Source organism: Rhizobium mesosinicum (assembly GCF_019511345.1).
Taxonomy (GTDB): Bacteria; Pseudomonadota; Alphaproteobacteria; order Rhizobiales; family Rhizobiaceae; genus Rhizobium; species Rhizobium mesosinicum.
On record NZ_JAEUAK010000001.1, the window covers coordinates 174,010 to 186,992 of the forward strand.

The 12,983-nt window shown below is 59.4% G+C and carries 14 protein-coding genes; 5 read left to right on the plus strand and 9 right to left on the minus strand.

Going from position 1 to position 12,983, the window contains the following annotated elements:
* Window positions 1-85 precede the first annotated feature (85 nt).
* Window positions 86-646 carry a DJ-1/PfpI/YhbO family deglycase/protease gene (locus JNB85_RS00880; RefSeq protein WP_220332508.1) on the plus strand — a complete coding sequence of 187 codons (561 nt, stop codon included), beginning with the start codon at window positions 86-88 and terminating at the stop codon, window positions 644-646.
* Window positions 647-708: 62 nt separating this feature from the next.
* Here the strand turns inward: JNB85_RS00880 and JNB85_RS00885 are convergent, their stop codons facing one another.
* The 5 genes from JNB85_RS00885 to JNB85_RS00905 all read right to left on the minus strand — a co-directional run bounded on the left by JNB85_RS00885 (window position 709) and on the right by JNB85_RS00905 (window position 5,822).
* Window positions 709-1,719, minus strand: a complete 1,011-nt coding sequence (locus JNB85_RS00885) for a DNA topoisomerase IB (RefSeq protein WP_220332509.1) — start codon at window positions 1,717-1,719, stop codon at window positions 709-711.
* 17 nt (window positions 1,720-1,736) lie between these two features.
* A complete protein-coding gene (gene glgX, locus JNB85_RS00890) occupies window positions 1,737-3,893 on the minus strand; it encodes a glycogen debranching protein GlgX (protein ID WP_220332510.1) in 2,157 nt (718 codons plus the stop codon).
* Window positions 3,894-3,973: 80 nt separating this feature from the next.
* The gene (locus JNB85_RS00895; protein ID WP_220332511.1) at window positions 3,974-4,768 is read right to left on the minus strand and encodes an SDR family NAD(P)-dependent oxidoreductase; all 795 of its coding nucleotides are present in this window, start codon (window positions 4,766-4,768) and stop codon (window positions 3,974-3,976) included.
* Window positions 4,769-5,038: 270 nt separating this feature from the next.
* Window positions 5,039-5,416, minus strand: a complete 378-nt coding sequence (locus JNB85_RS00900) for a hypothetical protein (RefSeq protein WP_220332512.1) — start codon at window positions 5,414-5,416, stop codon at window positions 5,039-5,041.
* Complete coding sequence (locus tag JNB85_RS00905) at window positions 5,400-5,822, minus strand: YbaN family protein (RefSeq protein ID WP_220332513.1); 423 nt, start codon at window positions 5,820-5,822, stop codon at window positions 5,400-5,402. Before JNB85_RS00905 ends, JNB85_RS00900 begins: the two co-directional genes overlap by 17 nt.
* Before the next feature lie 171 nt (window positions 5,823-5,993).
* Here JNB85_RS00905 and JNB85_RS00910 point away from each other — a divergent pair, with 171 nt between their 5' ends.
* Window positions 5,994-6,905, plus strand: a complete 912-nt coding sequence (locus tag JNB85_RS00910) for an acetamidase/formamidase family protein (RefSeq protein WP_220332514.1) — start codon at window positions 5,994-5,996, stop codon at window positions 6,903-6,905.
* Window positions 6,906-6,995: 90 nt separating this feature from the next.
* Window positions 6,996-7,754, plus strand: a complete 759-nt coding sequence (locus tag JNB85_RS00915; protein WP_220333076.1) for an IclR family transcriptional regulator — start codon at window positions 6,996-6,998, stop codon at window positions 7,752-7,754.
* A 297-nt stretch (window positions 7,755-8,051) separates the two neighbouring features.
* Here JNB85_RS00915 and JNB85_RS00920 read toward each other — a convergent pair whose 3' ends face one another.
* The 4 genes from JNB85_RS00920 to JNB85_RS31045 all read right to left on the minus strand — a co-directional run bounded on the left by JNB85_RS00920 (window position 8,052) and on the right by JNB85_RS31045 (window position 11,846).
* Window positions 8,052-8,621 carry a class I SAM-dependent methyltransferase gene (locus JNB85_RS00920; protein WP_220332515.1) on the minus strand — a complete coding sequence of 190 codons (570 nt, stop codon included), beginning with the start codon at window positions 8,619-8,621 and terminating at the stop codon, window positions 8,052-8,054.
* Between the two features lie 87 nt (window positions 8,622-8,708).
* Window positions 8,709-10,079, minus strand: coding sequence for a sensor histidine kinase (locus JNB85_RS00925; RefSeq protein WP_220332516.1), 1,371 nt, complete (start codon window positions 10,077-10,079; stop codon window positions 8,709-8,711).
* Window positions 10,076-10,753 carry a response regulator transcription factor gene (locus JNB85_RS00930; RefSeq protein ID WP_220332517.1) on the minus strand — a complete coding sequence of 226 codons (678 nt, stop codon included), beginning with the start codon at window positions 10,751-10,753 and terminating at the stop codon, window positions 10,076-10,078. The genes JNB85_RS00925 and JNB85_RS00930 overlap by 4 nt, the downstream gene beginning before the upstream one ends.
* 82 nt (window positions 10,754-10,835) lie before the next feature.
* A complete protein-coding gene (locus JNB85_RS31045) occupies window positions 10,836-11,846 on the minus strand; it encodes an NAD(P)-dependent oxidoreductase (protein WP_338050302.1) in 1,011 nt (336 codons plus the stop codon).
* On the opposite strand from JNB85_RS31045, the gene JNB85_RS00940 reads away from it, so the two are divergent.
* Both JNB85_RS00940 and pcaD read left to right on the plus strand, forming a co-directional pair.
* Window positions 11,779-11,919, plus strand: coding sequence for a hypothetical protein (locus tag JNB85_RS00940; RefSeq protein WP_220332519.1), 141 nt, complete (start codon window positions 11,779-11,781; stop codon window positions 11,917-11,919). The two genes, JNB85_RS31045 and JNB85_RS00940, sit on opposite strands and share 68 nt — an antisense overlap.
* Window positions 11,920-12,024: 105 nt before the next feature.
* Window positions 12,025-12,828, plus strand: a complete 804-nt coding sequence (gene pcaD / locus JNB85_RS00945) for a 3-oxoadipate enol-lactonase (protein ID WP_220332520.1) — start codon at window positions 12,025-12,027, stop codon at window positions 12,826-12,828.
* Window positions 12,829-12,983: the final 155 nt, after the last annotated feature.

Sequence of the window (12,983 nt, forward strand, 5' to 3'; positions counted from 1 at the left end):
TCTTCCCGCAATTTTCTTGGAACGATCGGGGGCGCCATCGGTTTTGCTTTTGATCCCGAATTCGACATGAAGGAAAGGAGAAGCAATGTCTTCCATCAAATCCGCAAAAATTCTGATCCTCGCCACCGACGGCTACGAGCGCTCCGAGTTGCGCGTGCCCTTGGACGAACTGAAGAAACGCGGCGCATTCGTTAAGATCGCTTCTATCAAGGAAGGTGAGATCAAGAGCTGGGACAAGACCGATTGGGGCGATAGCGTTCCTGTCGACATGCAGGCCAAGGATGTAAAGATCGAAGATTTTGACGCGCTGGTGCTGCCGGGCGGCCAAATCAATCCTGACAAGCTTCGTATAGACGACAACGCCGTGAGAGTCGTCCGCGAATTCGTCAAATCCGGCAAGGTCGTCGCCGCCATCTGTCATGCCCCCTGGCTGCTGATTGAGGTTGATGCCCTTCGTGGCCGCCAGGCAACCTCCTATTGGTCGATCAAGACCGATGTAAAGAATGCCGGAGCGACATGGAAGGACGAGAAGGTCGTTACCGACAAGGGCATCATCACCTCCCGCTCACCAGACGATCTTGAAGCGTTCGTCAACAAGATCGTCGAAGAGGTCGAGGAAGGCCGCCACGAGAAGCGCGCCGCCTGACGCTTACGCTCCTGTTAAACTCGAAGCCCGCGGTGTCAGATCACAGCCGCGGGTTCTTTTCGTCACCCGGGGACCGAGTGGCGCTCTAAAAAATCCAACATGCGATTTTCGTCTGCCCGAAGCCCGCGCAAGAGCTCCACCTCACTTTCTTCCAGTGTTTCGTCGGAACCTGAAAGTGCGATAATCGCCGGGTGAATATAGCTGGAGCGCGAAATCGCCGGCGTGTTATGCAGAGCCTCTGCTGCAGCCTCCGACATTTCCTTCACGCTCGGCCGCCGTCCCGCTGATTTGGCTTTGCGTGCCGCGCCGAAAGCGGCAAGCGAGCCGGCCCATGTGCGGAACGTCTTGGCCGAAATGGCGATGCCTGAAATCTCGGCCAGATAGGCATTCAGCCGACCGGAATCGATTGGCTTCAGCGCGCCGGTCTCATCCTTCCAGACGAAGAGCTGCCGGCCCGGCAGGTCCGCGATCTCCTCCAGAATTTTCTGCAGCCGTGGATGTTTGAGACTGCGTTGTACGCGCTTGCCGCCTTTGGCACGGAACTTCAGTTCGATGCGGCCATCGACGATCTTCAGATGGCGCTTGAGAAGCGTCGTCGCGCCGTAGGTACCGTTTTCCTTGACATAGGCCTGGTTGCCGACACGCAGATGCGCCTCGTCAAGCAGTGTCGTCAGCGCCGCGAGTACGCCGTCGATATCATCGGCGCCGGTGTCAAGATGGCGTAAGACCGTTCGCCTGATCTTCGGCAGCGCCCGGCCAAACTCTATGAGCTGATGGAACTTGCCGGCGCTTCGAAAAGACTGCCAATCCTTGTGGTAGCGATATTGTTTGCGTCCGCGCGCGTCATAGCCCGTCGCCTGCAAATGGCCATTCTCGTAGATGCAGATCCAGACATTCTCATAGGCCGGCGGCAACCCGAGCGCCTGTATGCGAGCCCTCTGGGATTCGTCGGTGAGTTTAGTACCGTCCGGGAGCTGATAGCTGAAACCCTTGCCTTTCCTTCGCCTGCGGATGCCCGGTTCGGTGTCGCTGACATAAACAAGGCCAAGCTCGGTGATGACTTCTGCATTCATTGCTGGTTATCGACCCGTCACCTACCCCGCCGGCCGAAGTGGAACCATCTGCGTCGTTCCGCCTTGGTTGCGTCTTCTGGCGGTTTGGTCTGTCCCCTCGGTGCAAAGACTGCGATGCTTTGGGCATAAACCATGACCGGGCTCTCCTGCTCATGGAGCTTGAAAGCGTCGTCCTCGGCACCTGTATCGAGCACGCGCGCCCATTTCTTCAGCCCATTGACCTCCGGCAGATGCACCTCGCAGTCTCCACCGGCATTGAAGACTAGGTAGAGATCGTCCATCTCCTCGGTGTCGGGAGAATGCGCACTTTTCGACAGATAGACTCCCAGTACTTGAAGTGCGTCATCGTTCCAGGCGCCGTCATCCATGAAACTGGCGTCCGGCTTGTACCAGGCGATTTCGATACGGCCGTCTTCGGTGCTGTCGCCCGTCAGAAAACGCTCTTGCCTGAGCACAGGATGCGCCTTGCGGAACGCAATGGCTTTGCGGCAGAAATCCAGAAAGGGGTCATCGAGACCATCCCACTTCGTCCAGCCGATCTGATTGTCCTGACAGTAGGCGTTATTGTTGCCGCCCTGGCTGTTGCCGACCTCGTCCCCGGCAAGGATCATCGGCACGCCTTGGGAGAGCATCAATGTTGCCATCATATTGCGGCGTCGGCGCCCACGCAGCCTGTTAATGTCCTCGTTATCGGTTGCGCCTTCGGCACCCATATTATCTGAATGATTGTCCGAATGGCCGTCCCTGTTATCCTCGCCGTTTGCCTCATTGTGCTTGTCGTTGAAAGAAACAGTATCCATCAGCGTGAAGCCGTCATGAGCCGACAGGAGATTGATCGATGACGTCGCACCGCGATCCGAGTGATTGAACTGGAGTGCGGAGCCGGTGATGCGCTGAGCGATTTCGGACACCATGCCGCCGTCTCCCTTCCAGAAGCGCCGTACATCGTCTCGAAACTTGTCGTTCCATTCGCGAAAAGGATGCGGAAAGCCACCGACCTGATAGCCACCGGCACCGACATCCCAGGGCTCGGCGATCAGCTTGACGCCCGCAAGGATCGGATCCTGACGGATGGCGCCAAAAAACAGTCCCTGCCGGTCGAATTCCAGATCCTGACGTCCAAGGGTGCTCGCAAGATCGAAGCGGAAACCATCGATATGCATCACGCCTACCCAATAGCGCAGACTATCAAGCACCATGCGCATGACCATGGGATGAGCGACGTTCAGAGTGTTTCCGGTGCCTGTCGTATCGAAGGTATGGCGCGGATCGTCGGGCGAAAGGATGTAGTAACTTGCATTGTCGAGGCCGCGGAAAGACATCGTCGGACCTTTCTCGCTGCCCTCGGCCGTATGATTATAGACGACGTCCATGATGACTTCGATACCGGCCGCATGGAACTTCTTCACCATGGTCTTGATCTCGGTGATCCTGTCACCCGATAGATAACGTGATTGCGGTGCGAAAAAGCCGAGCGTCTGATAGCCCCAGTAATTCGTCAGATTCTTCTCTTCGAGATAGCGGTCGTTAGGAAAGAACTGGATCGGCAGCAGCTCGATCGCGGAAATTCCGAGCTTGACGAGATGATCGATAATCGGATCGCTGCACATGCCGAGGAACGTGCCACGCAGTCTCTCGGGCACTTTCGGATGCAGCATTGTCAGCCCGCGGACATGAGCCTCATATATGATCGTCTCAGGCCATGGCCGCCTTATTGCTTCTTCACCCGCCCAGTCGAAATCGGGGTCCTGAACGACACCCTTGACCATATGAGGCGCACTGTCACGCTCATCGAAGGAGAGGTCGTCTTCGCCGATCGTATACCCATAAAGCGCGTCGTCCCATTTGAGGTCGCCAAGGATCTGCTTGGCATAGGGATCAAGCAGCAGCTTGTTCGGGTTGAACCGATGGCCATTCTTCGGATCGTAAGGGCCATGGGCGCGGTACCCATAGACCGTGCCCGGCCCGATGCCGGCAATATAGCCAGACCAGATGTCGCCTTCTCGCTTCGGCAGCGGCAGCCGGGCGACTTCCCTTTTCCCATCGGGAGAAAAAAGACAGAGCTCAATCTGTTCGGCATGGGCAGAAAAGACTGCGAAATGCGTGCCTGTGCCGGTGTATTCCGCCCCCAGCTCCGGTTTCAGGAAGTCGAGTTCGGAAAAGGAAAAGCTCATGACGCCCCCGCTTGATGAATGGCATGCGGGAAACGTCATTATGGTGCGAAAGTTCCGTAAACGACGATCTTTCGGGCCCGTCAGGGCATTAGCTGACCGCCATTGACCTCGATGATCTGACCGGTGATGTAGCCGGAGAGCGTCGGCGAAGCGAGGAAAAGATAGGCGCCGACACAGTCTTCCGACGTGCCGACAAAACCCATCGGAATAGACTTGCGCTGCAATTCCATCTGCTCGTCATTCGTATAGCGCTCATGGAACGGCGTTGCGATGACGCCCGGCGCGACCGCATTGACACGGATCTTGTCGGCGACGAATTCCTTGGCGTGACCATGAGTGATCGTCGAGACGAAACCCTTGGAAGCCGCATAGAGGATCGCGCCGTTGCCACCGCCATTGCGCGCCGCAATCGAAGTCGTATTGATGATGAAACCACCCTGCTTCTTCAGCCAGGGATGGGCAGCACGCGTTGCTGCAAGCACCGAGCGAGCGTTGAGATTCATGACCTTCTCATAATGCTCGTCGGTATATTCTGCAGTCGGCTTGCGGCCGAGCATGCCGCCGGCATTGTTAATGAGGCCGTCGAGATGGCCGAAGGTCTTAGCCGTCTCTTCGACGACGCGCTCCGTCTCCCCTTCCCGCGATACATCACCATGCACCAGATACACAGTGCCGCCGGCTGCTCTGATCTCATCGGCAAGCTTTTCGGCGGAGTCGCGGCTGGAATTATAGTGCACGCCGACTTTGACGCCCTGCGCGGCGAAAGCGCGGGCGACGGCCGCACCAATGCCCGTCGAAGCGCCAGTAATCAGCACCGCCTTGCCGGAGAGGTCGGGAATTTTTATGGATGCAAGCGATTGTGCAAGATCTGCCATGACGACGATAGCCTCCCAAAAACCAAGGACATAGGTGATGAAACGATATGGGCCAGTCTTAGCAGGCGAGATCGCAGAAGGGCAATGCACGAAAAAGCGAGATGGGGCAGCTGCGGAGCGGGTGCTGCCGCAGACCAACGACTCGCAAGCCCTTCAAGGCGAGGGATAGCGCCTTTGAGGGAAGGCATGCTCAAGCCTGAGATGGCCGCTCTTCCTGCCCTTGCCCTCAACGTTTCCGTTTGATCAGATGCTTACAACCGTGTCGCGCTGTCAGGCCTGGCGTCCTCTGCTTTCCCGCGACGCAGGCAGTGTCGTGCTTTCCCAATGCCACTCGACATTTCCGGGCACGAAACCGAGCTTGAGGTTTCTGCGACCAATAATTCGGCGACTTCCGGTGTTCGGCGCCAAGTGGTCGATATCCGTTAGAAAGGCGTCAAAACTCTCGCGCCAGCGTGGATCGATGTGGTGATCGGACGCAAGCATGCGTCGATACTGTTCCCGAAGGAACTTGTGCTTATGGTTTTTTGGCATGGCGCTCAGATGGGAATGCTGGGAGGTGGGAGCAATAGTGAGCGGGCCGTATAATTTGAGTTTGCGTTCGTTGTAAAGTGCCTCTTGTCGGCAAAGCAGATTAACCGTCACTTTCATCCGGCTCGTTGCGACTGGCGGAACCCGGACGTGAAGCGACATAGGCAGCGCAGGCCAGGATCAGCGCACCGGCAATGATCGCGGGCGGAACAGACGGCTTGGAGATAACGAGGAATATTGCGTATCCCGCCGACATCCCCATCAAGGCCAAGCTCTTGGACTTGCGGGAAATCGCGCCGTTCTCGCGCCAGTCACGCAGCGAGCCGCCAAATCGACTGTTCATCAGATAGGCCTCCAGGCGCGGAGATGACCGGCTGAAGAACCATGCGGCCAGGATCAGGAAGATCGTCGTCGGCATGAGCGGCAGAATGGCGCCGACAACTCCAAGGCCAAGCATCAACAGACCGAGGCAAAGGTAGACAGCCCGTCGGAACGAAGGGCGCGATGGACCTGGCGTAGCATTCAATTCACACACTCCTATCGGGTCGTAAGGCCCCGGAATAATCGGGCCTATTCGCTATCCATTCACGGAAGCATCAATTTTGACGTCGACGGTCGCCCAGCTGACGCGTAAGTTCGCCGAACCACACGACCACCTTGCGCAATATATCCAGACATCCGAGCGGAACCTCTTACCATGACGACCCACGATTTCGTCGCGACTGCCTTTTACAACGTTATTGGTACCTTGCCTCCTGCTTTGAAAATCATGAGCGGCGATACGGTCGTAACCCGCACGCTCGATGCAGGGGGGTACGACGAGAATGAGGTTCAACGGGCGCACGGTCCAAATCCCATGAACGGGCCGATCTTCATCGAAGGCGCCGAACCCGGAGATGCCCTCAGGGTCGAGATTTTGTACATGAAGCCAACACGGGATACGGGCTTCACGCGCAGTGTGCTGGCGGCAAATGTCATCGACCCCGAGGCGGCTCGCGATCTTCCGAGGTCCGAAAAGACGCTGTGGGACATCGACCGGCAAGCCATGACGGTGATGCTGAAGGAGCAGGTTGCCGGCATCGAAAACCTTGTCCTGCCGCTATCGCCGATGATCGGATGTTTCGGCGTGGCGCCGAGCCATGGCCAGGCGATTTCAACGGCGACCAGCGGCGCGTATGGTGGAAACATGGATTATCGCCTGCTCGGTCCAGGCGCGACGATCTGGTTTCCGGTCTTTGCGCCCGGCGCGTTGTTCTTTCTCGGCGATTGCCATGCGGTCCAGGGCGACGGCGAAATCGTCGGCACCGGCGTCGAAACGACATTCGAGGTCGCAGTCCGTCTGACCGTCGAAAAGGCAAGGCCGATGTCCTGGCCGAGGGCCGAAATTGCCGATGACATCATCACCATCGGCAATGCAAGGCCGCTGGATCAGGCTCTGCAGCATGCGACGACCGAAATGCTGAAGGTACTCGCAGCGGACTACGGCCTGACGAAGGTGGCGGCCAGCCATCTGCTCGGCCAGGTGGTCCGCTACGATATCGGCAACGTCTTCGACCCTGCCTATACGGTCGCCTGCCGGGTTGCGAAGAAATGGCTTCCGGCACGCTGAGCAATCGCCGGCCGCACAAGGGCCGCGATCGGGACCTCACCCAATCATTGATCCGGCAACCGAACTTCTGAGCCACGATGAAGGAGCCAGATAAGTCCACGCGAAAGCGATTTCGTCAGCGGCTTCGCCCGCGGCCTCAAGGTGATCGAAGCTTTCGGTGACATGCATCGGCGCCTGTCCATCACCGATGCGGCGAAGCTCACCGGCCTCGACCGCGCCACCGTGCGCCGCTCGCTGCTGACGCTCGCCGAACTCGGCTACGCCGATTACGATGGCAAGTTCTTTACGCTGACACCGAAGATCTTGCGGCTCGGGCATGCCTATCTGGAGGCGACACCGCTGCCGGTGCTGATCCAACCGCATCTCGATGCCCTCTCCGAGAAGGCGGGCCAGAGCGCATCCGCTTCGGTGCTCGACGGCAGCGAGATCGTCTATATCGCCCGCGCCTCGCAGCGCCGCGTCATGTCGATCAATCTCACGCCCGGCAGCCGTCTTCCCGCCTATTGCGCTTCGATGGGCCGCGTGCTGTTTTCCGCCCCTGAAGCCGAGGCACGGGCGGTTCTTTCCCGAAGCGAGCTGAAGGCGAACACGCCGAACACGAAGACCGATCCTGGGGAACTGATAGCCGAGTTCCGCAAGGTTCGCGCCCAGGGCTATGCTCTCATCGACCAGGAGCTTGAGATCGGCCTCTGCTCCATCGCCGTACCGGTCGAGAACGATCGCGGTCAGACGGTGGCCGCCATCAATATCGGCGCACCGGCCGCCCATGTGCCGGCGTCCGAGATGGTCGCGCGCTATCTGCCGCTGCTCAAGGAAACGCAAACCGCACTGCGCACTGTGCTGCGCTAAAGCATGAATTGCTCACGGCGCTTACGCTTGCTTACGCAAATTTTGTAAGCGCATTTCAATAATGGTTTCAATGGTTTATTGCTCCGCTTACGGACTTACGAAGATAGTGATGAACTCAGGTGGAGAGACGGCCGGTATTCCAGGGCTGTTGGCTATCCCCATGAGAGTTTGAGACGAGCCGTAATTTCGTAAGTTCGTAAGCGCAGCCGTTAAGTTGCTGATTTTGTTAGATAAGCGCGCTTACGACATTTGTAGATGCAGGGCAGCGCTTACGAAATTCGGCAAGGCCATGAGCCGTCACTCCGGCCGGCGCGAAATGCGAAAGACGCTGGCAGGCGGAATATTCAGGCGCACCCGGCCGAGCCTCTCCGCCCGCAGGCCCAATTCCGCAAGCACATCTGGAGGAACGGAACAGGATTGGCCGTAGGTGAACTGGTAGAAGGCACCGCCGCGTTCGAGCAGGCTGAATCCGCCGCCGACAATAGCACTGATAACCTCCACAGGCATGTTGCGGAACGGCAAGCCGCTGACGATTGCCGCCTGCGGCCCGAGATCTGCCTTGCAGGCGGCAAGCTCGCGCGCATCGCGCTGAAGTATCGTTACATCTGGAAAGCGGTGTCGCAGCGGAGCGATGAAGCGGGTTTCAAGCTCAACCAGCGTGAGGTTTCGCGCCGGCAGGCCGCGCTTCAGAAGCGTCTCGGTGAAAACTCCCGTGCCGGGGCCGAGTTCCAATACCTTGCCTGTGGAAGGTTCAATTTCGCTGGTCATCAGTCGCGCAAGCTGCCCTCCCGAGGGTACGATCGCGCCGATTTTCCTGGGTTCGGCGAGAAGCGCGCTAAAGAAGGCGGCCAGTGGCGGCTGTTGCATGCGGGTCTCCAGCATCGATCAGTCGATGGCCGATATTCCTTTTTAAAATGATGCGAGCATGACATGTGCCGGTGCCATGCAAAAGATTCACGCGGGCTGGACCGTCGATTCGAAGCTCATGTTGAAGCTTGCCCCGCCGCCGGCCGCATCCGATACCCAGACGCGCCCGCGATGTATTTTGACGATTTCGCGCACCAGATGGAGCCCGAGCCCGATACCCTGGCCGCGCCCATTGGCGCGCTGGAAGGGCTCGAAGATCCGCTCCCGGTCTTCGGCTGCAATGCCCGGGCCTTCATCGCTGACGGAGATCTGCGCCGGTCGCTCCACGGCGATGGTAATCGTACCACTCCTGCCGCCGTGCTGGATGGCATTCTGCACCAGATTGGCAATTGCTCGCTCCAGCCCCGTCTCGTCGCCGAGAATACGCTCCGGCATCGAGCGCAGCTCAAAATTCGCCTGATAGCCCGCGGCAATGATCAGTGGCGCAAGTTCCGCGGCCTGCCGACGCGCGACCGTCGCAAGGTCGATCGAGCAATCCGGCACCGGCTCCTGATTGAGCCGCTGGAGGTCGAGCAACTGCTGGGCCAATGTCGAAAGACGGGCGACATCTTCCAGCAGCCGGTTGGTCGCCTCCGTCGGCGGCATGGTTTCCAGCCGGTTCTGCAGGATAGCGATCGGAGTTCGCAGTTCATGAGCGGCGGCCAGCATGAAGCGCCGCTGCTTGTTGTGGTCGTCGTCCAGACGCTGCAGCGTCTCGTTCATGGCGATCACCAGCGGCGCCACTTCCTCCGGCACGTTTTCGAGCGGCAGGCGATACCCGCGCGTCGTCCCGTCGATTCCTTGGGCTGCCTGCGCCACCTCGCTCAATCCACGGTGAATGCCGCGCGCCACGAAGGGTGTGACCGCCAGTGTTATCAGACCCGTCAGCAGAATGACCGGCAAAACGACGCCGGAAGCGATCGCCACGAAGACGACGAGAAGCTTACCGGCCGGAAGGCTGCCCTGCCGGCCGACGATGACGAGCAACTCGCCGTGATCGGTCTTCACCTTCTGCAGGCGCGCAGCAATCGTCGCAGGGTTGTCCTCATCCCCGTTGAAACGCGCCTCAGCGATGTCGGTGCCTGAAGCGGCGATGGTGAGATATTGCGCAGGCACATTGCCGTCGGTCAGCACATGGCCCTGCTCATCGCGCACCAAAAACCAGAAATCGGCCGCCTTGTCGCGCTGGTAATCCAGATCTCTGGTATTGGTGATGCGCATCGAACCGTCAGGGTCCCATACAATCGACCCTGCCGCAGCGTCGATTGCATGCTCGTCGGGAGCGAATATTCCGCTCATGCCTGAAATCCAGAAGACGAAGGCAAAGGCGATTGCGATCAGCACCAGGGTCGCAGCCTGCAGCGCCACCAACCGGCGGATCAGCCGCCATTTCAGCGAATAGAACTTCATCGTCTTCATGACCGGGCCTGCCGGATCAGATAGCCTACTCCACGGATCGTATGGATCTCGACCCCCGCGCCTGCCGCATCGAGCTTGCGACGCACGCGCGAAACGTGCGCATCGAGCGCATTGGACTGGATCTCGTCATCCATGCCGTAGACGGCGTCTTCGAGACTGGAGCGCTCCACGGTGCGGCCGGCCCGTCGCATCAGTGCCTCCAGCACCAGCAATTCGCGGCGCGGCAATTCGAGCGCCATGTCGCCGACGCGCGCCTCACGGTTGCGCAGGTCGAAATGCAGCCGGCCGAGGCGCAGGCTCTCGATCTCGATATTGCCTGGGCGGCGCAAAATGGCCCGCAAACGGGCCATCAGCTCCTCGACCGCAAAGGGTTTGGCGAGATAATCGTCGGCGCCGAGATCGAGGCCTTCGATCCGGTCCTTCAGATCGCCGCGTGCCGTCAACATGATGACTGGAACGGCCGGCCGGATGCGGCGCGCGTCGGCAATCAGCTCAAGCCCATCACCGTCGGGCAGGCTGCGGTCGAGCAACAGGGCATCATAGCTGTTCAGCCGCACGGCCTCCTCGGCTGCCTCGATGGTGGAAACGTGGTCCGTGATGATATTGTTGCAGCGGAGCGCCGCTACAAGCACGGCGGCCATTTCCGGTTCATCTTCCGCCAGCAAGACGCGCATTTAACCGTCCAACTTCAAAAGCCGCTCTCTGCACAGGCAAGATTGCGTCAGCATGACGCGAAAGGCCAGACCGGTTTGGTGTTCAGTCGCCAAAAGGCTGGCCGAGCGCTTCCGTTCGCACTTCAAGCGCGCGGATGACAGCCGCCATATCCTCGCGCCCGAACCCCAGGCTTTCGGTTTCGGCATAAAGTGCATGGCAGGCATCGAGCAGCGGCGAGGCAATACCTGCCTGCCGCGCCGCCTCGGCCACAAGCCTGTTGTTCTTCAACACGTCAGCGATCGCCGCCTGTACTGTGAAATCCCGATCCACCAGCTTACCAATCTTGATGCGCGATATGCCGCTCGCCATCTGGCCGGCATCGACGACTGCCCTGAAAACTCCCATATCCAGCCCCTGCCTGCCGGCAAAATGGGCCGCTTCCGCCAACCCCGTGACCGACGTGATGAGAAAGATGTTGACGGCGAGTTTCATCAGGAGCGCATTCGGCACGGCACCGCAGACGACCACCTCCCGACACATGGGCATTAGCGACGCGCGGACCTGCTCGACCACACTGGCCTCTCCCGCAAGCATAGCCACAAGCTGGCCCTCCTCCGCCGGTCGGCGCGAGCCGGAAACGGGCGCCTCGACATAGCGACCGCCGGCCGCGCGGATATCCGCTTCAAACCCTTTCGAATAGGCCGGCGCCGTCGTTCCCATTTGGATGACCACATGCCCGGCGACACGTGCGGCAAAGTCAGGCGTGCCACGCCCGAGAACCGTGTCAATCACAGCTTCAGTCGCCAGCATCAGGATCACGGTTCCGGCCTTGCAGAACACCGCATCCACATCGGCAGCCACCTCAGCGCCGGCTGCCCGCAACTGCTCCGCACTTTCCGGCGAACGGTTCCAGACGATGAGATCCGTGCCTGCCCGTGCGAGATTGAGCGCCATCGGCGTGCCCATAACGCCGAGACCGATGAAGCCTGTTGTCATTGCTTTCGCCTCTCTGGATGCCCGAGGTACGAGTCTACGAGCAAATGAGATGTCTGTCTTGAAGGTTCGTGCGCAGGTGCCGGTTAGCCTGAAATTCTCCGGCGCCGCCGCGCGGATCGTCTCCATGAGGATTGAAAGCAGCAACGAGCGAGAGGCCGGCTGCACAGTGCGCAACCATCAGTCCGACTAGTCTCTTCGTCTCGCTCGTATCACCCCTTGAGTTATTGGAAAGCCGGCAAATTTCACCTACTTAACCGGATCAACTCGCCCAGTTCGCGTGTGGAGGAGATTTAAAGTGCAGTTTGCCAGTATCAACGGCGTAACGATCCACTACCAGCTCATCGGCGCGCCTGCTGATAGGCCGATTATCGTCTTTGCCAATTCACTTGGTACGGACTTCCGCATCTGGCGAGATGTGATCGTGCGCCTTGCCGGCGACTATGCCATTCTCCTCTACGATATGCGGGGCCATGGTCTCTCCGACATCGGCCAGGTGCCCTACGCCATGGAGGACCATGCCACCGATCTGGCCGGCCTGCTTGATCTGCTTTCGGTGAAGGACGCCGTCATCTGTGGGCTATCGGTCGGCGGCCTGATCGCCCAGTCGCTGTACCAGCGCCGCCCGGATCTGGTGAGAGCGCTGATCCTTTGCGGCACTGCCCACAAGATCGGCACCGCCGAAAACTGGAACAGCCGCATCGCCGCCGTCGAGAAAAGCGGCATTGCCGGCATCGTCGACATGGTGATGGAACGATGGTTCACGCCGGCTTTCCGCCGGCCAGAAAACATCGCTTATGCCGGCTATTGCAACATGCTGATCCGCCAGCCGGTTGAAGGTTATGTTGCCACCTGTGCGGCGGTCCGCGACGCCGATTTCACCGAGGCCGCGGGCAGGATCAAGGTGCCGACCATCTGCATCGTCGGCGATCAGGATGGCTCGACGCCGCCGGATCTCGTGCTCTCGACAGCCAAACTGATCCCCAACGCACGCTACGAAGTGATCAAAGATTGCGCTCATATTTCGCCCGTCGAACAGCCGGAAGCGCTGACGGCGATCATCCGCGCCTTCCTTTCATCCATTGAAGAAAAGAGCTCGTGAGCGACACCATGTCCGAACGCTTCAGGCAGCGGCACGACAACCCGCCGCGGTTGGCAATGGAACTGGTCGGCCATACCCAGGCGTCTAGGCACCTGATCGCCTTTGCAGGAAAGCGGTAACCGGCTATGCAGAGGTGTTGATTTCAGGAGTGATCC